Origin of the sequence: Pseudomonas sp. NY15181, from assembly GCF_048068055.1 — a bacterium.
GTDB lineage: Bacteria > Pseudomonadota > Gammaproteobacteria > Pseudomonadales > Pseudomonadaceae > Pseudomonas.
Window position 1 is genome coordinate 1 of the sequence record NZ_JBLUPT010000012.1, and the last position, 24,960, is coordinate 24,960.

Below are 24,960 nucleotides of genomic sequence, written 5' to 3' on the forward strand. Positions count from 1 at the left end.
TTGCATGGCGACGTAGCTGGAGAAGGCGCGACCGCCTTCGTTCAGCGCCTTCATGGTCAGCAGCATGCGACGCACGTCCGGGTGCACGATGATCGGGTCGGCGGCCTTGTCTTGCGCCACCGGGCCGGTCGGCGCGCGGCTCTGGATACGCTCGCGGGCGTATTCCACGGCGCTCTGGTAGGAGCGCTCGCCGGTGGCCAGGCCCTGGATGCCCACGCCCAGGCGCTCGTAGTTCATCATGGTGAACATGGCGGCCAGGCCCTTGTTCGGCGCATCGACGATCCAGCCGGTGGCGCCGTCGAAGTTCATCACGCAGGTGGCCGACGCCTTGATGCCCATCTTGTGCTCGATGGAGCCACAGGACACGGCATTGCGCTCGCCCAGGGAGCCGTCCGCGTTGACCATCACCTTCGGCACCAGGAACAGCGAGATGCCCTTGGAGCCGGCTGGCGCGTCGGGCAGCTTGGCCAGCACCAGGTGGATGATGTTCTCGGTCAGGTCGTGCTCGCCGCCGGTGATGAAGATCTTGGTGCCGGAAATCTTGAAGATGCCGTCGGCCTGCGGTTCGGCCTTGGTGCGGATCATGCCCAGGTCGGTACCGGCGTGCGGCTCGGTCAGGCACATGGAGCCCGCCCAGGTGCCGGCGTACATGTTCGGCAGGAACTTGGCTTTCAGTTCTTCGCTGGCGTGGTTGAGCAGCGACAGGCAGGCGCCAGCGGTCAGCATCGGGTACAGGCCGAAGGACAGGTTGGCCGAGTTGACCATTTCCTCGACCTGGGCGCCGATCACCTTGGGCATGCCCATGCCGCCGAATTCCGGCGCGCCGCCCACGCCCACCCAGCCGCCTTCGGCGTAGGTGCGGTAGGCCTCGGGGAAGCCAGCCGGGGTCTTCACGCCTTCGGCGCTCCAGCTGCAGCCTTCCTCGTCGCCGCTGCGGTTCAGCGGGGCGATCACGCCGCCGGTGACCTTGCCCGCCTCTTCGAGGATCGCGCTGGCGGTCTCGGCATCGACGGTCTCGGCCAGCGCCGGCAGTTCTGCCCAGAGCTTGGCAACGTCGAAGACCTCATTGAGGACGAATTGCATGTCACGCAGGGGAGCTTTGTAGTCAGACATTGTTATCCACTCGTACAGAAGGGACGCGAAAAGCGCCCCGCGTTATTCACTGAATCTCGCGCCTACGGATCGCGTACACGCGCAGATCGCTGTGAAGCCTTGCGCGCTTGGGTGAAGTCAAGTCTAGGGAGGTGGCAGCTGGAGGCCTATGCCGAAAATGCCTCAATCGAATGTCATTTTTTGCAACTCAGGACCGGAAGCCCAGAGCGCGTGCCGCAACATCGGTGTGGGCAGCCGGGGCCGCTTAGGCATCACCCTTTCGCAACAGATAAATGTTCCGCCAGTCCATTCAGCACCAGCGATTTACAGCCTTGGCTTGAGCCAGCCCGTCGAGCTTGTCGCCTCAGTGAGACAGTTTCAGCGGGGTTGCCGCTGGTCGGTCCTTAATGGTCTTTTATGAGACACTATTGACTCATATGAATCTTAAATGGATCATTATCTCACCGGGTCCGGTAATCCGAAATGCCGGTGAGATCCTGATCGACACGCCTGCGTCGCAAACGATACGAGTGCCGTTCGGATAGCTCTGCCCTGGTTCCGCCAGCATGAGGCTGGCTCTAGGAATCCGCGTAAAGGATGCGTTTCAACAGTGTCGGGGCTCTTTGAAGTCGCACGTTCGAGGCTGAGATCATGTTGCAGAAGAAAGTGGTCGGTACCCTGGAAGTCCAAATTTCATCGATTAAGGATCTACCTCTGGAAAGCAGCATTCGTCCGCGCCTGAGTCGACTGCGCGCCGCAAGAGGGTGCCTTGAGTATCGCTTTACTCGAAGCCATGAGCGGCCCGACCTCTGGATACTGCAGAGCCAGTGGTCCAGTGAGGAAGACATGGAGAATCATTTGGGCTGTCGTGATTTGAACGATCTGATTCAGCTGCTCGCCAAATCCAGCAGAGCCCTGCAGTTTTCCACCCGCAATGGAGATGGGACTAATGCGCTTTGATGAGCAGGTCTTGCGTGAGGTCGATCTGAATTCGCTGGTGACCTTTATGGTCGTGTACCGGGAGAAGAGCGTTTCTCGCGCCGCACAAATGCTGAGCGTCACTCAGCCCGCGATCAGCAATTCGCTTCGAAAGCTGCGGTGCAAATTTTCTGACCCGCTATTTTTGCCACGCTGTCGGTACCTGGAGGCAACGCCGTTGGCGACGCGGATGGCAGAACTGCTGGAGCCTGCGATGCATAGGCTGCAGGGCGTACTGACGCCTGAGTATCTGCGCTCAAGCAGCCCCGATTCAGGCAGGGCATGAATCAGTTAGCTGTGCCAGCTCTCGCGGGCTCCAATCGGTTGGTTTGAAAGAGCCCTGCGCAGAAGATTCCGCTAACTCTTTCTGCGCTTTTGCAGCAGAAGCGGCTGACGTTTTGTGCAGTGCTGCCGCTGCCATTCAAGCGGTGTCGTCCCGAACCAGCGGTGGAAGGCCCGGGAAAAAGCGCTGGAATCTGCGTACCCGAGTAGCTCTGCGATCTGCGCCACGCTCAGGATAGGGTTCTCCAGATAGCTGCGTGCCATTGTCTGACGTGTATCGTCGAGTATCTGCTGGAACGTGATTCCTTCCTGGGCCAGGCGACGTTGTAGCGTTCGTGGAGTGAGGATCATGCAGTCGGCAACCTTCTCAACAGTGGCCTGCCCACCAGGTAGTAAATCTCGCAGTAGCTGCCGGATGTAATTGGGTAGTTCACCGGTAGCCAGACGTTCCATTCGGCGGATGTGTTCTGCGAGCAGGTGATGGAGGTGCTCGTTGGCTGCATTCAGTGCGACGGAAAGCACTGAAGTATCAAACTGAATGCCAGCGACGTTGCTATCGAAGGTTGGCGCAATATCAAGCTGCCGCAGATAGCTGGAAAGGTCGCCGAGAGGGCAGTGCCGGAGCAGCACCGCTCGTGGTTGCCAGTCCTTGCCCACCAACGCGCGCATGAGCTCAAGCGCGACCCCGCAGGCCAACTCTTCAGCCTGATCCAGGCCAGGCATGTGGCGTTCCTTGACGTGATGGTCGAGGGTTACGAGGTCGCCATCCACTCTCAGCACAATTTCCGCTGCTCCGTTGTACAGCGCGAAGTAATTGCCCAGTTCGTAAAGCGCATCGCCTACCGTCTCGCAGTTGCGGATCAGGAAGAGCAGTTCACCGAATACGTTTATGCCCTGATGCAGCCCAAATTCCAGGCCGAACAGAGGGTTCCCCGAACGTTGCCGGCATAGTTCGAGAAGGGCGCAGTAGCGGCGGTAGGACAGGATTCCTTCCGGGCGACTCAGGAGGCTTTCCGGGAGCGATACGTCGCGCAGCAATCCCTTCGCGCTGATGCCCTGGGCGTTAGCAAACTCTTCGAAGCCAGTAAGGCCGATAGCGCGAATGAATGGGTTGGGGTTCATGACTGGATGCCCGGCGATTTAGGCTGGCGAGCGGTGGCAGGGGAGTAGTCCGCGCCGAGATCCATTGGCTGCCGGCCCTGTCGATACAGTTGTCGCCATTGCTGTGGGCCGACGCCATACCAACGGTCAAATGCTCGGGAAAATGCACTCAGGTCTGCATAGCCAAGCAGCTCTGCAAGCCGAGTCAGGTTGACGGATGAGTCGCAGAGATAGCGCGTCGCCATGGATTTGCGGGTCTTATCGAGTAGCTCCTGGAAACCTGTACCTTCAGCCCGCAGATAGCGTTGTAGCGTACGCGGGCTGATCAGCATGTGCTCGGCGATCCGCTCCAGGGTCAGTTGGCCTGTAGGCAGCTGGTTTCGCAGAAGCTTCTGCACATAGGCCGGAACTTCCGCCAAGGTGATCCGCGACAGTTCATCGATGTGCTGTTGCATCAATTGATGGAAGCGCTCGTCCGTGGCATCCAGTTTGACCTCCAGCAGCGAAGCATCGAAGAGCCAGGCGTTCATCGGGCAATCAAATCGTGGAGTGACCCCGAGCAGGCTCCGATACGCGCCTGAATGTCCTCCTGCTGAATGACGCAACAGCAGCCCGGCCGGTTTCCAGCTGTTGCCCAGCAGGCTCTGCATGATCCGCGCGCCCATGCCAATGGCCAACTCGACGGTTTGCCTTGCCGAGGTGATGTCGTCGTCCGTTACGTCGTAGAGGAAGTGAGTGACGCCCTCGCGATTTTCGAGACGGATTTCGGCGCCATCGCTATGGGTATGCAGGCATCGCACCAAGGCGTTGAGAGCCTCCCCGACCGAGCCGGTGCTGCGTATCACGTAGGCCAGGTCCCCCAGTCCCTGGGCGCCCTGGCTAAGGCCGTATTGCAGCCCGAACAGCGGGTTGCCGGAGCGCTCGGCGCAGACCTCCAGCAAGGCATTGAAGCGGGTGCCCGGTATCAGGCCATCCCGGGCGTCGACGGGGAGGCCGGCCAGTTCCAGCATCAGGCGGGGATCGAGTCCCTGAGCGGTGAGGAATGGGTCGAGCCCGAGAAGGGCAATACCGCGCACGAAGGAGGTCATCGCCAGTACCTGAATTAGGCGGCAGCCGTATTTTCTGCCGGTGAAATCCGATGAGTGATGTTGTCATGGATTGACTTTTTTGTGGCGTCATCTGCAAAGCTTTTCCACTGCCCGCCCAGCAGAATCGACTTTGCCAATAACAAGAAACCTGCATCCGCACCTCGCGAATGCTGGAGGTTGTCAATGCGTCGAGTTCTTTTCGCCTGCCTGGCCGTTGCCTTGGCCGCTGGCGCTATTCACTCCATCCAATCGCCGATCCTGCTCGTCGTTGCCCACCAGCCGACAGCACATCCGATTGTGAGCATTGGCCAGATATTCGGCCGCTTCTGAAAGCGTCAAATCCGATCGTCATCAGCTGCATTCCGGGCCGGCTTCCATTCCTCTGAGCGAGAGCGTCCATGATCTGCATGGGCGCTACGAATGGTTGAGCCTGCCAGCGCAATAAGTAGGACCTCTATCCATGAGCGAATTGATCCAGTACCGCCTCGAAGACGGCGTGGCCTTCGTTGGCCTCTGCCGAGCCCCCGTCAACGCCCTCAGCCAACGTCTGCGCGCGGCCATTCTCTCGGCTTGTGAGCGTGCTTCTGCAGATGCCGAAGTGAAGGCGATCATCCTCCATGGCGCAGATGGCTTGTTCTGCGCAGGGGCGGATATCGCGGAGTTCGGTACCGATGCGGCCTTCGCCGAGCCGAGCCTGCCCGACACCCTGATGCACATCAGCGAGATCGACAAACCGGTGATCGCCGCCATCGGCAAGCTGGCCCTGGGCGGCGGGCTTGAGCTGGCGCTCGCCTGCGGCTATCGGGTCGGCGAGCCGGGGACGCGCGTCGGGCTGCCGGAAATCAATCTTGGATTGCTGCCGGGGGCCGGAGGCACCCAGCGCCTTCCGCGGCTGATTGGCGCCGAGTCAGCGTTGAATCTGATTCTTTCGGGCGAACAGATCGACGCGGAACGCGCACGTTTGCTTGGGATTCTGGATCGCCTGGCAAGCGATGCGGAAGATTTGCTCGACGAGGCGGAAACCTATGCCCGGGAATTGATCGCGATGTCTGCTCCAGCACTACCGCCAGAGCATTGTCCGAGGCCCGCCGAGGATTTGCCTGACGGCTTCTTTGCTTCCTTCCGAGAGCGTCAGGAATCGCTCTGGAAGAATCGCCTGGCTCCGCGCCTTGTGCTGGCGGCAGTGGAGGCAGCTTGCCTGCTTCCGCTCAGGGAAGGGCTTGCTCGCGAGCTGAGCCTGTTCAAGCAGGCCGAAGCATCTTCGCAGTCGCAGGCTCTGCGCCATGTGTTCTTTGCGGAACGCGAGGCCGGCCGCATTCCGAACATAGCTCCTGACCTTCCGCTACGCAGCATCCGTAGAGTTGCCGTCATTGGTGCTGGCACCATGGGCGGCGGTATCGCAATGAATTTCGTCAATGCCGGTATCCCGGTGATGCTGTTGGAGCAGCAGGGCGCCGCGCTTGATCGTGGCCTGACGATGATTCGCAAGAACTACGAGATCAGCGTCAAACGCGGGAAGCTGAGCGCCGACCAGGTCGAAGCACGGATGGAGCTGCTGCACGGTACGCTTGATTACGCCGAGCTGGCCGATGCCGATCTGGTGATCGAGGCGGTGTTCGAGAAGATGGAGATCAAGGAACAGGTGTTCCGCACCCTGGATCAGGTGTGCAAGCCGGGCGCCATCCTGGCTACGAACACCTCTTCGCTGGATGTCGATGCGATTGCCATGTCGGTTTCCCGCCCGCAGGACGTGATCGGTCTGCACTTCTTCAGCCCGGCGAACGTCATGCGCCTGCTGGAGGTGGTGCGTGGCAAGGCGACTGCGCCCGATGTGCTCGCCACGACCATGGCGATCGCCAAGCGTATCGGCAAGCTGGCGGTGGTTTCCGGGGTCTGCTTCGGCTTCATCGGCAACCGCATGCTTGAGCCTTATTCCCGTGAGGCACAACGTCTGCTTCTCGAGGGCGCCACGCCCGCGCAGGTGGACAAGGTGTTGACCGAGGTGGGGCTGAACATGGGGATTTTCAGCATGCAGGACCTCGCCGGCGTCGACGTGCTTTACCTGATCCGCCAGGCCAATCAGGCCGCCACTGCTCATGACGAGAGCTACTGCCGGATCGGCGACGAGCTCACGGTGTTGAAGCGCCATGGCCAGAAAAGCGGTCGCGGGTTCTATCGCTATGAGGGACGGGAGCGGCATGAGGATCCCGAAGTGGTCGCCTTGGCTGAGCGTCTGTCCCAGGAGCTGAATATTTCGCGTCGTGCTGTCAGCGATGAGGAGATTCATGATCGCTGTCTCTTCATGCTGATCAACGAAGGCATCCAGTTGCTGGACGAGGGTATCGCCCTGCGAGCCAGTGACATCGATCTGGTATGGATCAATGGCTACGGCTTCCCGGCGCATCTTGGCGGGCCGATGTATTACGCCGAGCAGCTTGGGTTGGAGCGGGTATTGGCGAGCATCCAGCGCTATCGCAGCGAGCTGGGCGCCTACGGCCAAATGTGGTTCCAACCCGCGCCACTGCTGGAACGCCTGGTTGCCGCCGGTAAAACCCGGATCGAGAGATTCTGAGCATTCCCTTGCGCTTCGGGGAGCCGGGCGGTGGGACCACGCATCCCTCGTTCCGGTCTTTTCCCGAAGCGACAGGGAATCCTTCTGCAGAGCCAGGACCAAAGCGTCACGGGAGTCTCCTATTGCCGGTGACAGCGGTCCTTTGAAGCCTTCGAGAGACGTCAATGGAAGAGAGTACGAACCAGAGTTTTTCCCTCGCCGGGCGCACTGTGCTGATCACAGGCGCCTCCAGCGGAATCGGTGCACACCTGGCAAAGGTTGCCGCGAGTGCCGGCGCTCGGGTCGTCCTGGCTGCGCGTCGTGTTGAGCGTCTTGAGCAACTGTCCATGGATATCGAATGGGACGGTGACCAGGCGCTGGCGGTGGCCATGGACGTCACCAGCCGCGACAGCGTTGAAGCAGTGTTCGATGCCGCGGAGGCGCATTTTGGCGTTATCGATGTGGTGCTCAACAACGCGGGGATCGGCAATGGCAAGCGGCCGTTGGAGATCAGCGAGGAAGACTGGCGTGCAATGCTGTCCACCAACCTCGATGGCGTCTGGCGTGTCGCCCAGGTTGCCGCGCAGCGCCTGGTGAAGGCAGGGAAGGGCGGCAGTATCGTCAACGTCGCGTCGATTCTCGGATTGCGCGTCGGGACGGGGTACAGCCACTACTGCGCCGCCAAGGCTGGCGTTGTGCAGCTGACCAAGTCGCTGGCGCTGGAGCTCGCACGCTTCCAGATCCGCGTGAATGCCATCGCTCCCGGCTATTTCAGAACCGAAATGAACGAAGCGTTCTTCGACAGCGAGAAGGGCGTGGACTACATCCGCCAATTGGTTCCCATGCGCCGACTGGGCGAGTTGAGCGAACTGGAGGGGCCGTTCCTGCTGCTGGCCAGCGAAGCCGGCTCCTTCATGACCGGCAGCGTTCTGGCGGTGGATGGCGGCCATTTGCTCAGCAGCCTGTGAATCGGCGAGAACCCATGAACACAAAGGGAAAAGCATGACTCTGACAGATCAAACCGTAGGGACCCGCCAGGGCGAGGAACTGGACATCGCCCGCATCGACCCCTACCTCAAGGCGAGCATTTCGGGGCTTTCCGGTACTCCACGTATCAGCCAGTTTCCCGGTGGCGCCTCGAACCTGACCTATCTGCTGGAGTATCCCAGTCACGAGCTGGTGCTGCGCCGTCCGCCGTTCGGTCGCAAGGTCAAGTCGGCACACGATATGGGGCGCGAATTCCGTATCCTCGACCGGCTCAATGCGGGTTTTCCCTACTGCCCCGAAGCCTACCTGCACTGTACCGATGAGTCGGTGATCGGCGCCGAGTTCTATGTGATGGAGCGGGTCAAGGGTCTCATCCTGCGCGCCGAACTGCCCCCTGAGCTCAGCCTCGACGAGCAGCAGACCAACAGGTTGTGCAGGAACTTCATTGACCGTCTGGTCGAGCTTCACAACGTCGATTACCAGGCCTGCGGTCTGGGCGATCTTGGTAAGCCTGAAGGCTATGTGCAACGTCAGATCAGCGGTTGGATCGATCGCTACGAAAAAGCCCTGACACCTGACGCGCCAGCCTGGGAGCAAGTCAAAGTCTGGCTTCGCGAGAAGATGCCGGCCGATCATCACAAGCCTGCCATCGTCCACAATGACTACCGCTTCGACAATGTCATCCTCGACCCGAGTGACCCGATGCGGATCGTCGGTGTGCTCGACTGGGAGCTGACCACCCTGGGCGATCCGCTGATGGACCTCGGCAACACGTTGGCCTACTGGATCGAGGCAGGTGATCCTGAATCCATGCAGCTGATCCGCCGCCAGCCCAGCCATCTGCCGGGCATGCTGAGCCGCCAGGCCTTCGCCGATTACTATGCCGAACGCGCTGGTCTGCCGCCGATCAGGAACTTGGACTTCTACTACACCTACGGCCTGTTCCGCCTCGCCGGCATTGTTCAGCAGATCTACTACCGCTTCTTCCACGGCCAGACGCAGGACCCGCGTTTCGCTCAATTCATCCAGATGAACCGGCTGCTGGAGCAGGTGAGCTTGGGTGTGATCGAGCAATCGTCGTTGTAGTTTTGCTGTTAGCAAAAACGCGAAGGGGACCGACAGGTCCCCTCATTTTCGTCAGGTTTGCCCCTGGCAAGAAAGCTGCGTTAGTTGGCCGCACGGCGGACGGTTTTTTTCCGTGTGAGCTTGCTGCTGACAAAGAGGGTCAGCGCTTCGCAAGCTGTCTCGGTTTCCTCGCGCAGACGGTCATCGCTTCGATGGGCAGTCCAGGCAATGACCAGGCCGTCGAGCAGTTGGACAAGCAATTTGCAGACAGCGTCCAGGTCCGCCTTATCGACCGCTCCGCCATCAGAACGTGTTATGGCTTTCTCCGTGGCTTCGAGGGCCTCTGAATATATCTTTGCTGCCATCTCAGGGGCATTGCGATTTGCCCAATTGAAGAGATCGTACTGCGCCGCTGCGGAGTCCGGATGGGCGATGAACCAGTGGACCAGATTGCGCAGCAACCCTGCCGCTGCTTCTACCTCCGTGGTGCCGATAGGGGCATGCTCCAAGGCTTGCTGAGGAAGGCTGAAGAGCACTTCGAAGACTGCATAGAACAGATCTTCCTTGGTGTGAAACAAGTAGTGCAGCGAGGCGAGGGGGCAGCCTGCGGCAGCAGCGATTCGACGGGTTGTAGCGTTCGCGACCCCGTGCTCCGCAATCACCTTCACAGTCGCTTCGACGAAATCCTGTCTGCGCAGATCCGCGCCCATTCTGGCCATAACTAAGCAATCTCCTTGATGTCGACCATGCCGTCCATTACGGCTCACGGTTCCGACGCGGCGGATGCTACATCATGCCTGTCGCAATCGTCATGGGCCAAAAGACGGCGCCCTGACACGCGTCTCCCATCGCAAGTGCGGGTACCGGGTTGGGAGCCAATCTGTTAGCAGTTATTTCGGTAACAAGTGTTCCGTTAATTCACATGTTGGTGCGCAGAGCTGTCGCATCGTGGTGCGAGCCTGGGTGTAACGGTAGCGGAAGTAAGATTTTGTTTTTATCTAAGACTTTGAAATAAAAGGAGATATATAGAATTCAAGGGGTTGGCACATGGCTTGCTTTGGTCATGTGACTTGGTCAAGTGATCAAGTCGTTTGATTAGGTGCGTGCCGCTGTCCGATGTGTCCCCTCGGGAAGTGCTCGCCACCGGTTGAGGCTCATGAGGACTTTCCAATGAAAAGCGTGTTTCAGCGTGCAACTGCGGGTAAATCGAGCGGTATTGAAGTCAGAAGTCTGATCGCGGCAGTGGTGGCCTCGGCTGCCATCTGTTCGGTTCATGCTGCGGACAAGGACGCCGCGTTGCTGGGCACCAAGCTGACCCCGTTGGGTGGCGAAGTTGCGGCCAACGCCGATGGCAGCATTCCCGCCTGGACGCCGCCGGGGCCGCAGGGTGGTGACTGGAGCTATGGCCAGGTGCGTGGCCAGCATTGGAAGTTCAAGAGCGACAAGCCGCTGTACAGCATCACGGCGAGCAATGTTTCCCAGTACGAGAGCAAGCTTTCCCCTGGGCAGTTGGAGTTGTTCAAGAAGATTCCCGGCTATCGCATGGATGTGTACCCGACTCGTCGAAGCTGCGGTGCCCCGGACTTCGTCGAGCAGAACACGCGCAAGAACGTCGGGTCCGCCACGCTGGATGGTTCCGGTCTGGTGCTCCAGGAAGCCAGCCTGCCGGGCGTGCCGTTCCCCATGCCGACAACTGGTGCCGAAGTCATGTGGAACATGAAGATGCGCTACCGGGGCGTGGGGTTGTCCATGCCTAAGGACACGGCCGGCATCTCGCCGCGCCGCGGCAGCGAGGACTGGCTGCACACCTCGATCGACATGTTCATGTTCATGCCTTGGGGTGGCAAGGGGAGTGCGTCCTTCGCATCGACCGGCCAAGTCGAAGTTGGCACCTTCTTCGCCTACAACGAACCCGCCTCCTTCGCCGGCCAAGCGGCGGTGTCCATCAGCAAGGCAGGCGAGGAAGCGACCACTTACTACTACTTCCCTGGTCAGCGCCGCGTGCGTCGTATGCCGGCGTACTCCTACGACGCCCCGCAGATCGGCCTGGACAACCAATACACCGTGGACGAAACGAACATCTTCTACGGTCCGCTCGATCGCTTCGACTGGAAGCTGCTGGGCAAGAAGGAAATGCTGGTTCCCTACAACGCCTTCGGCGCCTATGACACCTCGGCCAAGCTCGAGGATGTCGCCAAGCGCGACTACATCGCCCCCGAATACCGCCGTTACGAGCTGCATCGCGTGTGGGTGGTTGAGGCAACTGTCCGCGACGGCATGCGCCATCAGGAGCCCAAGCGCCTGTTCTACGTCGATGAGGACAGCTGGAACGGTCTGATGGCGGTTGACTACGACAAGCAGGGCCAGATTTGGAAAGTCCGCGAAGGCTTTACGATTCCGGTCTACGAGACCGGCAGCTGCGACATGGCGGCCTCTGTGCAGTTCAACATGATCGATGGCCGTTATGCCTACGACATGACCTCCATCGGGGCGGGCAAGGATGACCATCGCTGGCTGACCGAGAGCGCCGGCAATCCGCGCCTGAAGCCGGACTTCTACACCTCCGACAACCTGCGCTCGATCAGCGAGCGTTAACCCGTAGTCGATGTCGATCGAGAGCCAACATGAAAAGAATAATTACGAAATCCGCAGGGCTTGCCCTCGCGTGCAGCGCTCCGCTGGCCATGGCGTTCACCTTCGAGACGGAGAATGTTCGTGGGTCCTTCGACTCCACCATCGCGGCCGGCATGGCCGTCCGTACTGAATCACAGGACTGCGATCTGATCACCGCTGGCGCTACCGGGCACCATCCGCCCAGCGGCTGCCAGTCCCCGGCTGCCGGTTTCGGCGACCAGGGCGACCTCAACTACGACAAGGGCGATCTGTTCACCAACTACATCAAGGGCACCCACGAGCTCCTGCTGAAATTTCCCGACGACTACACCTTCATGGCGCGTGGCAGCTGGATCCGCGACTTTGCCGCGACCGACACGACGGGCGCCCTGAGCTACGGTTCGCCGCCGGACGTTCACAAGAACGGCCTCACCGATAATGCCCATGACGACCTTAGCTTCAAGGCGCGCCTGCTCGATCTGTGGGTGAGCAAGAGCTTCGATGTCGGCGAGCAGCGTGTGCGTGCCCGCCTGGGTAACCAGGTCATCAACTGGGGCGAAAGCATCTTCACTCTGGGCGGGATCAACAACACCAACGCCTACGACATCGCGGCACTGATGCGCCCCGGTACTCAACTCAAGGAAGCGGTGTTGCCCGCGCCCATGCTCAGCCTCGCCTCCGGCGTGGGGGGCGGTGTCAACGTCGAGACCTATTACCAGTTCGACTGGAACAAGAGCGAAGTCCCACCGGTGGGAAGCTACTGGTCGACCACCAACGGACTGGGCGACGGCATGCAGGCCTACGGGCTGCACAGCAAGAACGCACGCAACAGCGGCCAGTGGGGGATCGCCGTGCACTGGCAACCGCGTGACAGCGACCTGAACCTGGGCGCCTACGTGATGCGTTATCACGACAAGTTGCCAGCCCTCGATCTCCAGTTCGACCCGAACACCGGTGCTGCGCTGCAGGAGTGGCAATACCCTGAGGACCGCATGCTCTATGGTGTCAGCGCCAACCTGCCGGTTGGAGACTGGGCCGTGGGCACGGAGCTTTCCTATCGCCCGAAAGATGCCGTCACCCTCAACCCCTACATCGATTATTGCCAGGGCAGCAGCGGCAAGTGCTGGAAGGACGAGAAGAAGTTCCAGTGGCACCTGACCGGACTGTACAGCCAGACCCCGCAGAACTCTTCGCGCTGGCTCGAGCTTACCGGCGCCAGTACCGGGACCTTGGTGAGCGAGCTGGTGGTGGTTCACTACCCGGGCCTGAACGACGAGTACGACGGCGAGCCAACTGCGCCGGGTACCTACAGCTGGATCAAGGACCCGAATGTGGCGCCGACGTCCAAGGGTGACAAGACGTCCTCCGGCATCAGTCTGGATTACAGCCTGACCTACGAGAACACCCTGCTGCCGGGCTGGCAGGTCACCCCGGGCGTCTTCTATTCGCGCGGATTGGGCGGGCGCACGCCGAACCTCTCGCAGACCTGGACCGACGGTGCAAGCTCGATGAACCTGTACCTGAACTTCGTGCGCAATCCTGCGAGCTGGCAGGTGTCGTTCAACTACGCGAAGTTCATGGGCGGCGCGACGCCTTACGACCAACTGCTGGGCGATCGTGACTACGTCGGCTTCGTCGTATCGCGCACCCTGTGAGGTCTGATGTGAACGCATCCGTAAATCTGTCCGGTCAGCGGGAGCGCCGTATGCTCCCGCGCATCGAGAACGGGCTGTTCGGGCATCGCCGGCTGGTGCTGGCGTGCCTGGCAGTGTTCACCTTGATCATGGGCTGGTTCGCCGTGCAGTTGCGCATGGACGCCGGCTTCGAGAAGCAGCTGCCCATCGGCCACGAATACATCGAGACCTTCAAGACCTATCGCGGCGACCTGTTGGGCGCCAACCGCCTGACTGTGGTGGTCAAGGCCCGCAAGGGCGAGATATGGAACAAGGCTGGGCTGCAGCGGCTGTATGACGTGACCCAGGCGGTGAACTTCCTGCCGAACGTTTCGCGAAGCAGCGTACGTTCGCTGTGGACGCCCAATGCCTTTGTCAACGAGATCACCGAGGAAGGCTTCCGAGCCGATCCGTTGATTCCAGGGACGGTGACGCCCGAGCGACTCGACGATAAGACCATCGGCAAGATCGCCAACTCGACGACCCAGGGTGGCTTCATCGGCACCCTGGTCTCGCGTGACCAGAGCAGCGCGATGATCACCGCCGATCTCGAGGAGTACGACGCCAAGGGCCAGCGCCTGGATTACGTGGCCTACAACGACGTGCTGGAGAAGCAGCTGAGGGAGAAGTTCGAGGACGGGAACTTCGAAATCCAGATCATCGGCTTCGCCAAGCAGATCGGCGACATCGCCAAGGGTGCCTCCTCGGTACTGGAGTTCTGCCTGCTGGCGCTGTTGCTGACGGCCGCTGCCGTTTACTGGTACTGCCATTCCGTGCGCTTCACCCTGCTGGCCCTGGGCTGCTCGCTCACCTCGCTGATCTGGCAGTTCGGCAGTCTCCGTCTGCTGGGCTATGGCCTGGACCCACTGGCTGTGCTGGTGCCATTCCTGGTGTTCGCCATCGGGGTTTCCCACGGTGTGCAGCAGATCAACTTCATCGTGCGTGAGATCGCTTGCGGCAAGTCTGTCGACCAGGCCGCGCGCTCCAGCTTCAGCGGCCTGCTGATTCCGGGGACCCTGGCACTGGTGACGGCGTTCGTCTCCTTCGTCACCTTGTTGCTGATCCCCATCCCGATGGTGCGGGAGCTGGCGATCACCGCCTCGCTCGGCGTGGGTTTCAAGATCGTCACCAACCTGGTGATGCTGCCGCTGGTGGCGTCGATGCTGCGTGTCGAGGGTACCTACGCCGCTGCCGAGGAACTTTCGCGTGAGCGTCGTGCGCGCTGGCTGCATGGCCTGGCCCGGTTGGCCGAATGGCGCAATGCGAAGCTGGTGCTCTGCCTTGCCGTTGCGGTCTTCGCTGCCGCCGTCTGGCAGAGCCGCGACCGCGTGGTGGGAACCTTGCAGGCCGGTGCCCCTGAGCTTCGCGCGGATGCCCGCTTCAATCGCGATGCGGTCGCCATCGCGTCCAACTACGACATTGGCCTCGACTGGTTCTCGGTGGTGTTCGAGGACAAACCGAAGGAGGGTGCCGGCGGCACGGCTTGCGAAGATGTAGCGCTGGGTCAGTACCAGGATCGATTCGTCTGGGCGATGCAGGGCGTCCCCGGGGTCCTGTCGGTGGCTTCCTTCTCCAACAGCATGCGCCAGTTCAACGAGGGCTATAACGAGGGCAATCCGAAGATGAACGCGGTCCCCATCGATCCGGCCAACTACTCCTCGATGGCGACCGAGATCGCCAGGGTCGCCGGCCTGATGCGCTCCGACTGCAGCATGACAGCCGTACACCTGTTCCTGGCTGACCACAAGGCCACCACCATCAACCGTGTCGTCGAGGCGGCCAAGGCGTTCCGCACGCAAAATCCGATGCCGGGCATCACCATTCGCCTGGCATCCGGCAACGCCGGCCTGCTCGCAGCAATCAACGAAGAGGTGGAGAAGAGTGAAACGCCGATGCTGCTGTACGTCTACGCCGCCATCGCGCTGCTGGTCTTCACCGTTTACCGCGATTTGAGGGCCGTCCTGGTCTGCTGCCTGCCTCTGACCATTGGCACCTTCATTGGTTATTGGTTCATGGAGGAATTGCAGATCGGGCTCACCATCGCGACCTTGCCGGTGATGGTTCTCGCCGTAGGCATCGGGGTGGATTACGCCTTCTACATCTACAACCGTTTGCAGATGCACCAGGCCAATGGTCAGCCGATCGTCAAGGCGGTGGAACATGCACTGCTGGAAGTCGGGGTGGCGACCATCTTCACCGCGATCACTCTGGCCGTCGGCGTCGCCACCTGGTCGTTCTCGCAACTCAAGTTCCAGGCCGACATGGGCAAGCTCTTGGCCTTCATGTTCATCGTCAACATGGTCATGGCCATGACCGTCCTGCCGGCATTCGCCGTTTGGCTGGAGCGGGTGTTCCCGCGCAAGCGCTCCGTGCGCATGGTTGGCGCGTTGGCGCACTGAGGAGAGGTCAATGCGTTACGAAATTGCATTCATCGGCGTGCTGTTTGGGGCACTCCTACCGATATCCGCCACGCAGGCTGAAGACCTGCAGCCGGTGCCTGCGGTAGCCGCGAGCTATGCCACCGCTGCTGCCATGCTGGACGCGACCTGGGCGAAAAATCGCCTGGTGGCTGTGGGGGATCACGGCGAAGTGCTGTTGTCCGACGACCAGGGCAAGCACTTTCGCCAGGCGCGTTCTGTCCCCCTGTCCACGCCCCTGACTGGGGTGTCCTTCGTCGATGCCGATCATGGCTGGGCGGTTGGCCATTGGGGGGCGATTCTCGTCACTTCTGATGGCGGAGAGTCATGGCAGATCCAGCGCATGGCCAGCGACGTTGATCGGCCGCTGTTTGCCGTGCATTTCTTCAACGCCCAGCAGGGGGTGGCCGTGGGGCTGTGGTCGCTGGTGCTGACCACGGATGATGGCGGCAAGACCTGGAGCGAGCAGAAGCTCGCTCCGCCGCCCGGCTCCAAGCGTGCGGACCTGAACCTGATGGGGCTCTTCAGCGACGGCAAGGGCACCCTCTATGCGACCGCCGAGCACGGACAGCTGCTGGCTTCGGAGGATCGCGGCAGGACCTGGCGATACATCGATACCGGCTATAGCGGCACGCTCTGGTCGGGAGCGGTGCTGGCCGATGGCAGCCTGCTGGTTGGCGGACAGCGCGGAACCCTGATGCAGGGCTCCGCCCTTGGACAGGACTGGCAGCGCATTCCGGTGCAGAGCAAGGGCTCGGTCACCAGGGTTGTAGTGTCTGGCCAACAGGTGCTGGCCGTAGGGCTGGATGGTCTTCTGGTGCGTAGCAGCGATGGCGGACATAGCTTCCAGGAGCAGAAGGCCGCCGAAGGCGCGCCGCTGACCACGGCGGTGCTGGAGCCTGACGGCAGCGTTGCGCTGTTTTCCCAGCGTGGCGTAGTGCCTGTGCCCTGACGGCATCGCGAGGTCCTCAGTGGCCTCCAAGGATTGCTCCCTTTTAGGGGCTTCGGCCCCTTTTTTTATTTTCGATGAAGTCGAGACATTACCCGGCGGGCCCGGCAAGCACGCGTGCCAGCGGGCAAGACTCGTGGAGTGGAGGCGTAGATTGTTCGGACGAAAGCTGGATGCACTGGCCGATGACGTTGGCACCCTGATTCAGTCGCTGCTCGCCGGCCAGCCGGCAGAGAAAGATCGGACGCGCCTGGCTGACCGCCATCCCGCCCTTGGCGGAATATTGGGCGCCCTGGAAAACCGGCTCGCTCTGCCGTTGAAGGCAACCTTCGAGCAGGGCGAACTGGATGCTGAACGAGCGTCTCGCCGAGAGCTGGAGCAACGGTTGCAGCAGAGCCAATCCGAACTGCTGGCGCTACGCAGAGAGGCTGACAAGAGCGCCTCGCAGCTGGCTGACCTGCAAGGTGAGCTCGCCGATCACCATGCCAGGGAAAAGGTCTGGGACCTCACCCAGCAGGTTCTCACCGAGGGCTGCTGGGAACTCAGCGTGATTGACGGAGATCCGGAGAACCCTGCCAACCAGCTAAGTTGGTCAAGGCAATTTCGCGACCTTATCGGCTATGCGCAGCACGAGCTTCCCGATACCTGGGACAGCTACTTTTCCATCGTCAATCCGGAGGACCTGCAGCAGATCGTCAAGGTAGTCACGGACTACGTCCTGCGGGATGACTTCAGCACGCCCTATGTTGTCGAGTACCGGATGAAGCACAAGTCCAGGGGCGAGGTGTGGTTCCGCGAACGCGGGCAGGGCATGAAGGATGCGAGCGGAAAGCTCTGCTGCCTGCTGGGCGCCGTCCGCGACATTTCGGACGAGAAACTCGCCGCGGCCCTGCATGCAAGGGAACTCGCCAGTATTCAGTCGACGTACGAACAGATCGCTCAGGTGGTGGGCGTGATCAAAGCCATTGCCGATCAGACGAACATGTTGGCATTGAACGCGGCAATCGAAGCCGCGCGGGCGGGCGAGGTCGGAAGAGGATTTTCCGTGGTGGCGGATGAGGTCAAGAAGCTGGCCGGCAGAACACGCGACGCCACCCAGCGGATCCAGGAAATGCTGTCCTCCAGGACCGGCTGAGGGATGGTGGTTGAAGAAGCGGGGATCAGCGGCTGATCCCCGCCTTGCGCGCGAGGGGGGCGGTCAGTACTTGCATGAGTCGCGCGGCCTGTTGCTCACGATCCAGCGGATAACGGGACAGCCAGATGGGCAGGTGCTCGAAGAGCTCCAGCACCGGGATGCCGTTGGACGAAGTGTTCAGGTATCCCGCTGCGACCAGGGCGGCCGCCAGTTTTTGCTCCAACTGATGACGAAGCAGTTCGATGTACTGCCGTTGCTCGGACTCCAGGTAGCCGATATCGCGCGTTGCCAGTTGGAAGTATTGGGGGTAGGCGGCGTGCCGCGAGACCAGTCCCAGAACGATGACTTCCAGGGTGGCCTTGGGACACTCCCTGCGGTGGCGCCGGTCGAACAGAGACAGGAGGGCCAGGTAGTGCTCCTCGATGAACTCCAACAGCAGCTCTTCCTTGCTGGCGCAATGGGTGTAAAGCGAGCCGGCGGTCAGCTCAAGGTGTCGTGCCAGCTCACGCAGGCTGACCTGGGCGAAGCCGCGCTCAGCGAAGAGATCGAGCGCCTTGGGACGATTGCGTTCGAAGCGGGAGCTGGAGGAGGGCAGCAAGCACTTGGCTGTATTCATGGTTCGTACCTGTGCGTTTGGGACACCCTGCAGCGGCATTCGCCACTGCAGGGGAGAACGGCTTCAAGAGCGCCAGACCGGTCAGACGCGCTCGAAGATGACAGCAATACCTTGCCCGCCACCGATACACATGGTCGCCAACGCGTAGCGCCCCTTGATGCGGTGGAGTTCGTGGATCGCCTTGGTGGCGATGATGGCGCCGGAAGCACCGATCGGATGCCCCAGGGAAATGCCCGACCCGTTCGGATTGACCTTCTCCGGATCGAAGCCCAGCTCGCGCGACACGGCACAGGCCTGTGCTGCGAAGGCCTCGTTGGATTCGATGACGTCGAGATCACTCACGCTCAGGCCCGCGCGTTGCAACGCCAGGCGGGTGGCGGGGATCGGGCCGAGGCCCATGACGGTCGGTTCAACGCCCGCGTGAGCGTAAGCGACAATACGTGCCATGGGTTGCAGGTTGTCGCTCTTCACTGCATCGCCGCTGGCGAGGAGCAGGGCCGCTGCGCCGTCGTTCAGGCCGGAGGCGTTGCCCGCGGTGACGGAGCCACCTTCAGTGAAGGCGGGCTTCATCTTGGCCAGTTGCTCAAGGCTCGCATCGGCACGGACATGCTCATCGACTTCGAATGCCGAGACACCCTTGCGGGTCTTGATCTGCACGGGAACGATCTGGCCGGCGAAGCGCCCTTCGGCGATGGCGCGGGCTGCGCGCTGCTGGCTCAGCAGGGCGAGGGCGTCCTGGTCTTCGCGGCTGATGTCGTGCAGCTTGGCGATGTTCTCTGCTGTAATGCCCATGTGGATGCCATGCAGCGGGTCTTGCAGCGCACCGAGCATGTAGTCGAGCATCTTCACATCACCCATGCGTGCGCCCCAGCGAGCGCTGGGTACCAGATAGCCGGCCTGGCTCATGCATTCGGCACCGCCGGCGATGGCAACACGGGAGTCGTCCAGAAGCAGGCCTTGGGCTGCGCTGACAATGGCTTGCAGGCCGGAGCCGCACAGACGGTTGACGGTGAAGGCCGGGGCCTCCTTGGGAATGCCTGCCTGAAGCGCCGCCACCCGGCTGATGTAGGCATCCTTGGGAGTGGTGGGAATGACATGGCCGAATACCACATGGTTCACGCTTTGCGGATCGCAGTTGGCGCGCGACAGGGCCTCCTGTGTGACCAGCGTGGCCAGTTGGGCGGGGGGCGTGTCCTTCAGCGTGCCGCCGAAGGTTCCGATGGCGGTGCGGACCGCGCTGACGACGAAGACTTCAGGTTTGTTCATGGTTGTGGCTCCTGGCTGTATGGCCGGGAGTCTAGGACGCGGGTAAGCAACCTCCTATGCCTGAATCGCGCAGCCGCCGTTGACGAAAATGGATACTGCAGATGATCGAAAAGAGTGACACCGAGTCCGGAGTACTTCGCCAGAGCGACTCGGTCGCCGCGTATTTCGTGACGACTGCCCTGCATCGTCTGGCCTCTCGCCCACAGCGGGTAAGGGAACTGCTGGATGCAGCGGGGATCGATCCGTCCTGGCTGCTCGACCCTCTGCATGGTGTGCCCGCCGATGCGGTAACACGCTTGTGGCTGTCGCTCACCGAAGAGCTCGGCGACGAGTTTTTCGCCTTCGATTCACGCGGCATGCCGCGCGGCAGTTTCGCCATGATCTGCCGAAGCGCGCTGCATGAGCCCGACCTTGGGCGCGCGCTCAATCAGTGCCTGTCGGGCCTCGGCCTGTTCCTCGCGGATATCCGGGCGCGGCTGGAGATACGCGGTGATCGCGCGGTGATCGTGCTCGACAACCGGATCGATGAGAGCTCCATCCGGGGCGTCGCCGAGGAGGTATACCTCAGCATGGTCATGGGCGTTGCCTGCTGGCTTGTGGGAAGGCGGATCAACCTGGAGCGAACCCAGTTCGGGCATTCCCGCCCGCCCCACAGAACGGACCCGCTGCTGTGGGGGCACTGGATTCAGTTTGACGCCACGCACACCGAAGTGGAGTTCGACGCCTCGCAACTCGGCCTGCCGGTGGTGCGCAACTTTGCCGGGCTCAAGCAGTTCCTGCGTCATGCACCGGAAGGCGTGGTGGTTCGCTTCCGCAATCGCAGCGGTCTGTCCGCCAAGGTCTATCGACGCCTGAAGGCCGGAAGTGAGCAGGATTGGCTTTCGCTGACAGACATGGCGCGCAGCCTGTCGATGACGGATTCTGCTTTCCGTCGACAGCTTGAGCGTGAAGGTTTTTCTTACCAGTTGCTCAAGCACGAGGTGCGCAAGGCCCTTGCCTTCGAGCTTCTTGATGATACCGAGCTGAGTATCACGGAAATCGCCATTCGTTGCGGCTTTCAGGAGCCCAGTGCTTTCCATCGTGTCTTCCGCCAGTGGACTGGCATGAGTCCTGGGCGCTACCGGTCCGCCCGCACTGGCCACGGGGACTGAGTTTCCAATTTTCATCCGCTCCGTGAATCGGGGCCGGTCGGTGATGGCAACGTGAGTCGGCGGACCCCTGCGTCCTGAATACATTGAAATAACGGTCGTTGTTAAAAATATTCCGCATTGCTAGATTTCCTGCCGGGGCGCTGAAGCAGCAGCGTGCACGGGTATTGCGTATTCGTGCCAGGCGATGCTTTTCCTCCTGTCGATACCAGGCAGCCTCCGCATTCAGAGCACCCGCGAGCGAGGAGCAAGCAATGGATTACCCTGAGGGAAACACCGTCGTGCGGGGGCTGCAGACGGTGCCTGGCGACACGTCGGTCGACGATGTGATCGACATTGTCCAGAAGGACGGGGCAGTGATTCTCGAAGGAGTGCTCAGTGCCCGGCAGGTCGCCGCCATCAATGTGGAAATCGATGCAGCCATTGCGGCTGATCTTGCGCAAGGCCTGGGTGGTCACGAGTCCGGCCGATGCTCGGCTCACGTGGCGAACCTGGTGACGCTGAGCAAGACCTTCCGAGATGCCTTCCTGGATCAGGACAACATCAATGCACTGGTCCTGGCTCTTCTGGGCGGGAGCAGCGGTGCCATGTGGCTGAGCTGCTCCGAGGTATTGGAGAGCCGTCCCGGCGATGAGGCATTGCCGCTGGGACGCAGCCTGTATCACTACCCGATTTTCCTTCCATACGGCCCGGGCGCGGAGGAAGTGACGTGCAGTATGTACGTCGCGCTGGGCGACTCGACTCAAGCCTCCGGCGCTGTTCGGCTGATTCCGGGCAGTCACGAGTGGGATTTCTGCGAGCCCTATCAGCCGGAGTCGACGATACCCGTGCCGCTGAAGGCCGGGGCGGTTCTTTTCTGCAGCGGCAAGCTTGTGCATGGCATTGGCGCTAACGTCTCGCAGGCTGACAGGCAGAGGCTAGCCGTAGCGTTGTTCAACATTGCCTCGCTGGTGCCCCTGGATGCCCACCCGCTCCAGATACCCGCCGAAATTGTCCGTGACATGTCCCCTCGCCTGAGACAGATGACAGGGTTCCAACCCTTCCGCCATCGAGGCCTGCGGAGCGGCTCGCTGTGGCGACGCAGCAGTGCGCCAGGTGACACTCCGAACGGCTGAAAAGGGATTTTCAGTCGGGAGCTGGGCAGGCTCCGAGTGCGCCGCTGACAAGCCTCTAAAGGGGCTTGAACCTCTCTGATCTATCAACGTGCCGAGTGCTTCCGGTTGGCATTTGGCGCGCCTGACTGACGCCTTCGACTCTCGTTGCGACTGGCGGTCAAATATTTACATAACACTTGTTGCGTAAAAATAGACGGCTTGTTAGATTGACCTCAAACAACAACAGGCTGACCAGGAGGACGAGCGCCGAGAGCTCGCAGCTGGATCGATGTGCAGTGGGAATCTCACTGCCGCCCCAATGCCTTGCAGCAGCTCACCGACGTTCGCGTTCTCCGGTCGCCTCTACTGCCTGTCCGGTCTCCAACGGATGACCTGTCAGGTGCCTTCCCAGGAGGTGTCGCCATGATTTCTCTGAAGCCCAACCTGACCTTGCCTGCCGTCGGTCTGAGCGGATTCGAAACCCCACTGTCTGAAGAAGAGGCCGCGATCCAGGCCTCGGTGCATCGCTTCGCAAAAGACGTACTGCGGCCGATCGGGCGCGAGCTGGATCGCATGAGCGCGGAAGAAGTCATCGCTCCCGGCTCGCCCTTCTATTCGGTATTTGGCGAGTTCGCGAAGCTGGGGCTCGATCCCGCGCTGCTGGCCGAGCTGCCGCCGGAAATGGCGGTACGCATCGAGTCCATGATTGGCGAGGAGCTGGGTTGGGGCGATGCAGGCCTGGGCGTATCGCTCGGCTGCGCCGGCTTCCCGCTGCAGATGGCTGCCGCCGCCGGCAGCGCCGAGCTGGTCGAGCTGTGCCAGGGGCGTATCGGGTGCTGGATGGCCACCCAGCCGGATCGCGGCAGCGACAACCAACTGCTGGATATCAAGCGCGACTGGCCTGCCGGCACGCCTGCCAACATTGGCAACCTGACCGCCAAGGTCGTCGGCGACGAGATCATCATCAATGGCCAGAGCTCGGCCTGGGTGTCCAACGGCGCGGTGGCTCAGGTCGCCTTCGGCCTGATGTGCGCCGACTACGGTGACGGTTTCTACGCTGACGATGGCCTGCCCAATGGCATCGCTGTGATCGTGCCGCTTGATATCAAGGGCGTTTCCAAGGGCAAGCCGCTGGCGAAGATCGGCCAGCGCTCGCTGCCCCAGGGCGAAATCTACTTCGATGACGTGCGTATCCCGCGGCGCTTCGCCATTGCCGAGAAAGATGGCTACTACGGCGCTGTGAGCTCTTCCTGGTCCTACGCCGGCACCCACATGAGCCAGGTCTTCACCGGCGTTGCCCGGTCTGCATTCGAGCTGGCGCTGCAGTACTGCCATGAGCGTCGCCAGGGCGGCCGCATGCTGATCGACCACCAAATGACGCGACTGCGCCTGGGCGAAATGCTCCGTCGAGTGGAAACCGCCCGTGCGGTCGCTCGTCGCTCACTGAGCTTTGCTCGTCTCTCGCCGCTAACCCATCCCTATGCCACTGCCTCTGCCAAGGTCACCGTGACCGAAGAGACGCTGGCGGTGGTGGAGGAAGCGTTCCGCCTCTTCGGCGGCAACGGCACCACCCTCGAGTACCCGATCGAGAAGCTGCTGCGCGACACCCAGTCCGCGCTCATCGAAGACGGTGAGAACCGCATCCTGACCATGCGTCTGGGGCTGCTTGCGCAGCAGCTCTATGCCGAAGGCTGGTCCCAGGCCTGATCGGGTCCGGCCGTTTCACCACCAACAAAAACCATTCAATAAGAAAGCGAGGAACTCGCAATGGCTAAATATCCTGTCGTTGTCTATGGCGCCAGCGGTTACACCGGCATGCTGATCATGGATTGGCTGATCGACCAAGGCATTCCGTTCACCGCGGTTGCCCGCAATGCCGCCCGCGCCAAGGAAATGATGGCCGAGCGTGTGGTCGGCCTCGAGTCCGCCACCTATGAGCTGGTCGAGTGCCCCCACGAGGTCGAGGCGCTGGTCAAGGTGTTCAAGGGGGCCCGCGTGGTCTGCAGCACCGTCGGTCCGTTCGCAAACTTCGGTCAGGTTACCGTCGAGGCTGCCCTCAAGGCGGGCTGCCACTACCTGGACCCGGCCGGTGAGCAGCAGCACATCCGCGCCCTGCGCGATAACTACGGTGAGCTGTTCCGCCAGGCTGGCCTGCTGCTGTCGCCCTCGGTCGCCTACATGTACACCTACGCCGAGATCGCGGCCGAGCTGGCACTGGAAACCCAGGGCATCGATGCGCTGGAAACCGCGACCCTGACCCGTGGCCCGCGCGGTGCCGCCGGTGTGTCCGTGGGTTCGGCTGCCACCATCTTCGAAACCTATCGCCAGGAAGCCCACTATCTGTGGGAGAACAAACTGGTCCCGCACTCGCCGCGTTCCAGCTTCAATGTGGTTTCGCCGGACCTGATGGAGTCCGTGTTCTGCTTGCCGTGGGGCGGTACTTCGCTGCCGGTGTACTTCGAGAACGATCCGCGTGTGCGTAGCTGCATCTCTTGCGTCGGCTTCTACGACAACCCGGTCATGCAGAGCGTGCATGCGCTGGGCGAGAAGTGGGAGGCCGAATACAAGCACCTGCCCAAGGAACAGCAGGACGCGGTGATCAAGAGTCTCGTCGACTCCACGACCCCGGTCATGCCGCCGCGTGAGCGCGGCCCGCTGCAGCGCACCGTCGACTTCGCCATCGGTCGTGGCCACCTGTCGGCCGTACGCGCCACCGTTCATGGCGTGAAGCCCTACATCGCCACCGGCGCGCTTCATGCCGCAGCCGTGGTTCGCCTGCTGGATAACGACACCGCCAAGGTGGGCTTCGCATCGACCTCGAAAGCCTTCGGCCATCGCTACATGCTCGGCTTCCTCGAGCAGCGTGGTCTGGCTCGCGCATCCATTACCCAGCTGTGAAGTGACG

Annotated in this window: 20 protein-coding genes and 2 pseudogenes; 16 read left to right on the forward strand and 6 right to left on the reverse strand. The window is 61.5% G+C overall.

Features of this window, described 5'->3' with window-relative positions:
- A partial coding sequence (locus ACNFBT_RS23430) for an acyl-CoA dehydrogenase family protein (protein WP_416753133.1) occupies nt 1-1,113 on the reverse strand: 1,113 nt, incomplete at its 3' end.
- Nucleotides 1,114-1,743: 630 nt separating this feature from the next.
- Here ACNFBT_RS23430 and ACNFBT_RS23435 point away from each other — a divergent pair.
- Complete coding sequence (locus tag ACNFBT_RS23435; protein WP_331320028.1) at nt 1,744-2,052, forward strand: antibiotic biosynthesis monooxygenase family protein; 309 nt, start codon at nt 1,744-1,746, stop codon at nt 2,050-2,052.
- A complete protein-coding gene (locus ACNFBT_RS23440) occupies nt 2,042-2,356 on the forward strand; it encodes a LysR family transcriptional regulator (protein ID WP_331320029.1) in 315 nt (104 codons plus the stop codon). The genes ACNFBT_RS23435 and ACNFBT_RS23440 overlap by 11 nt, the downstream gene beginning before the upstream one ends.
- A gap of 71 nt (nt 2,357-2,427) precedes the next feature.
- Here the strand turns inward: ACNFBT_RS23440 and ACNFBT_RS23445 are convergent, their stop codons facing one another.
- Nucleotides 2,428-3,474, reverse strand: a complete 1,047-nt coding sequence (locus ACNFBT_RS23445) for an AraC family transcriptional regulator (RefSeq protein WP_331320030.1) — start codon at nt 3,472-3,474, stop codon at nt 2,428-2,430.
- Complete coding sequence (locus tag ACNFBT_RS23450; protein ID WP_370600885.1) at nt 3,471-4,541, reverse strand: AraC family transcriptional regulator; 1,071 nt, start codon at nt 4,539-4,541, stop codon at nt 3,471-3,473. Before ACNFBT_RS23450 ends, ACNFBT_RS23445 begins: the two co-directional genes overlap by 4 nt.
- Before the next feature lie 183 nt (nt 4,542-4,724).
- Between ACNFBT_RS23450 and ACNFBT_RS23455 the strand changes: the two genes are divergently transcribed.
- The 4 genes from ACNFBT_RS23455 (at nt 4,725) to ACNFBT_RS23470 (ending at nt 9,165) form a co-directional block, all read left to right on the forward strand.
- Nucleotides 4,725-4,871 carry a hypothetical protein gene (locus ACNFBT_RS23455; RefSeq protein WP_331320032.1) on the forward strand — a complete coding sequence of 49 codons (147 nt, stop codon included), beginning with the start codon at nt 4,725-4,727 and terminating at the stop codon, nt 4,869-4,871.
- A 130-nt stretch (nt 4,872-5,001) separates the two neighbouring features.
- Nucleotides 5,002-7,113 (forward strand): 3-hydroxyacyl-CoA dehydrogenase NAD-binding domain-containing protein, encoded by a 2,112-nt coding sequence (locus tag ACNFBT_RS23460; protein WP_416753134.1) that lies wholly within the window; start codon nt 5,002-5,004, stop codon nt 7,111-7,113.
- A gap of 164 nt (nt 7,114-7,277) precedes the next feature.
- Nucleotides 7,278-8,060 carry an SDR family NAD(P)-dependent oxidoreductase gene (locus tag ACNFBT_RS23465; protein WP_331320034.1) on the forward strand — a complete coding sequence of 261 codons (783 nt, stop codon included), beginning with the start codon at nt 7,278-7,280 and terminating at the stop codon, nt 8,058-8,060.
- A gap of 34 nt (nt 8,061-8,094) precedes the next feature.
- Nucleotides 8,095-9,165 (forward strand): phosphotransferase family protein, encoded by a 1,071-nt coding sequence (locus ACNFBT_RS23470; RefSeq protein WP_416753135.1) that lies wholly within the window; start codon nt 8,095-8,097, stop codon nt 9,163-9,165.
- A gap of 80 nt (nt 9,166-9,245) precedes the next feature.
- Here ACNFBT_RS23470 and ACNFBT_RS23475 read toward each other — a convergent pair whose 3' ends face one another.
- Nucleotides 9,246-9,863, reverse strand: a complete 618-nt coding sequence (locus ACNFBT_RS23475; RefSeq protein WP_331320036.1) for a TetR/AcrR family transcriptional regulator — start codon at nt 9,861-9,863, stop codon at nt 9,246-9,248.
- Between the two features lie 451 nt (nt 9,864-10,314).
- On the opposite strand from ACNFBT_RS23475, the gene ACNFBT_RS23480 reads away from it, so the two are divergent.
- The 6 genes and pseudogenes from ACNFBT_RS23480 to ACNFBT_RS23505 form a co-directional block, all read left to right on the forward strand.
- Nucleotides 10,315-11,739, forward strand: a complete 1,425-nt coding sequence (locus tag ACNFBT_RS23480) for a DUF1329 domain-containing protein (protein ID WP_331320037.1) — start codon at nt 10,315-10,317, stop codon at nt 11,737-11,739.
- A 29-nt stretch (nt 11,740-11,768) separates the two neighbouring features.
- Complete coding sequence (locus tag ACNFBT_RS23485) at nt 11,769-13,412, forward strand: DUF1302 domain-containing protein (protein ID WP_416753136.1); 1,644 nt, start codon at nt 11,769-11,771, stop codon at nt 13,410-13,412.
- Between the two features lie 50 nt (nt 13,413-13,462).
- A complete protein-coding gene (locus ACNFBT_RS23490) occupies nt 13,463-15,829 on the forward strand; it encodes an efflux RND transporter permease subunit (RefSeq protein WP_331320039.1) in 2,367 nt (788 codons plus the stop codon).
- Nucleotides 15,830-15,839: 10 nt separating this feature from the next.
- Entirely contained in the window at nt 15,840-16,799 is a 960-nt protein-coding gene (locus ACNFBT_RS23495; RefSeq protein WP_331320040.1) for a WD40/YVTN/BNR-like repeat-containing protein, read from the forward strand.
- Nucleotides 16,800-17,343: 544 nt separating this feature from the next.
- Nucleotides 17,344-17,667 (forward strand): annotated as a pseudogene (locus ACNFBT_RS23500) (PAS domain-containing protein); the annotation flags it as partial.
- A 33-nt stretch (nt 17,668-17,700) separates the two neighbouring features.
- Nucleotides 17,701-17,913: pseudogene (locus tag ACNFBT_RS23505) on the forward strand (methyl-accepting chemotaxis protein); the annotation flags it as partial.
- Between the two features lie 43 nt (nt 17,914-17,956).
- On the opposite strand, the gene ACNFBT_RS23510 reads toward ACNFBT_RS23505, so the two are convergent.
- Both ACNFBT_RS23510 and ACNFBT_RS23515 read right to left on the reverse strand, forming a co-directional pair.
- Complete coding sequence (locus tag ACNFBT_RS23510) at nt 17,957-18,547, reverse strand: TetR/AcrR family transcriptional regulator (RefSeq protein WP_331320042.1); 591 nt, start codon at nt 18,545-18,547, stop codon at nt 17,957-17,959.
- 81 nt (nt 18,548-18,628) lie between these two features.
- Nucleotides 18,629-19,813, reverse strand: coding sequence for an acetyl-CoA C-acyltransferase family protein (locus ACNFBT_RS23515; protein ID WP_015478669.1), 1,185 nt, complete (start codon nt 19,811-19,813; stop codon nt 18,629-18,631).
- A 101-nt stretch (nt 19,814-19,914) separates the two neighbouring features.
- On the opposite strand from ACNFBT_RS23515, the gene ACNFBT_RS23520 reads away from it, so the two are divergent.
- The 4 genes from ACNFBT_RS23520 (at nt 19,915) to ACNFBT_RS23535 (ending at nt 24,953) form a co-directional block, all read left to right on the forward strand.
- Nucleotides 19,915-20,964 carry an AraC family transcriptional regulator gene (locus ACNFBT_RS23520; protein WP_015478668.1) on the forward strand — a complete coding sequence of 350 codons (1,050 nt, stop codon included), beginning with the start codon at nt 19,915-19,917 and terminating at the stop codon, nt 20,962-20,964.
- Nucleotides 20,965-21,215: 251 nt separating this feature from the next.
- Nucleotides 21,216-22,076, forward strand: a complete 861-nt coding sequence (locus tag ACNFBT_RS23525; RefSeq protein ID WP_015478667.1) for a phytanoyl-CoA dioxygenase family protein — start codon at nt 21,216-21,218, stop codon at nt 22,074-22,076.
- Nucleotides 22,077-22,478: 402 nt separating this feature from the next.
- The gene (locus tag ACNFBT_RS23530; RefSeq protein WP_416753137.1) at nt 22,479-23,762 is read left to right on the forward strand and encodes an acyl-CoA dehydrogenase family protein; all 1,284 of its coding nucleotides are present in this window, start codon (nt 22,479-22,481) and stop codon (nt 23,760-23,762) included.
- A gap of 60 nt (nt 23,763-23,822) precedes the next feature.
- Entirely contained in the window at nt 23,823-24,953 is a 1,131-nt protein-coding gene (locus ACNFBT_RS23535; protein WP_015478665.1) for a saccharopine dehydrogenase family protein, read from the forward strand.
- Nucleotides 24,954-24,960: the final 7 nt, after the last annotated feature.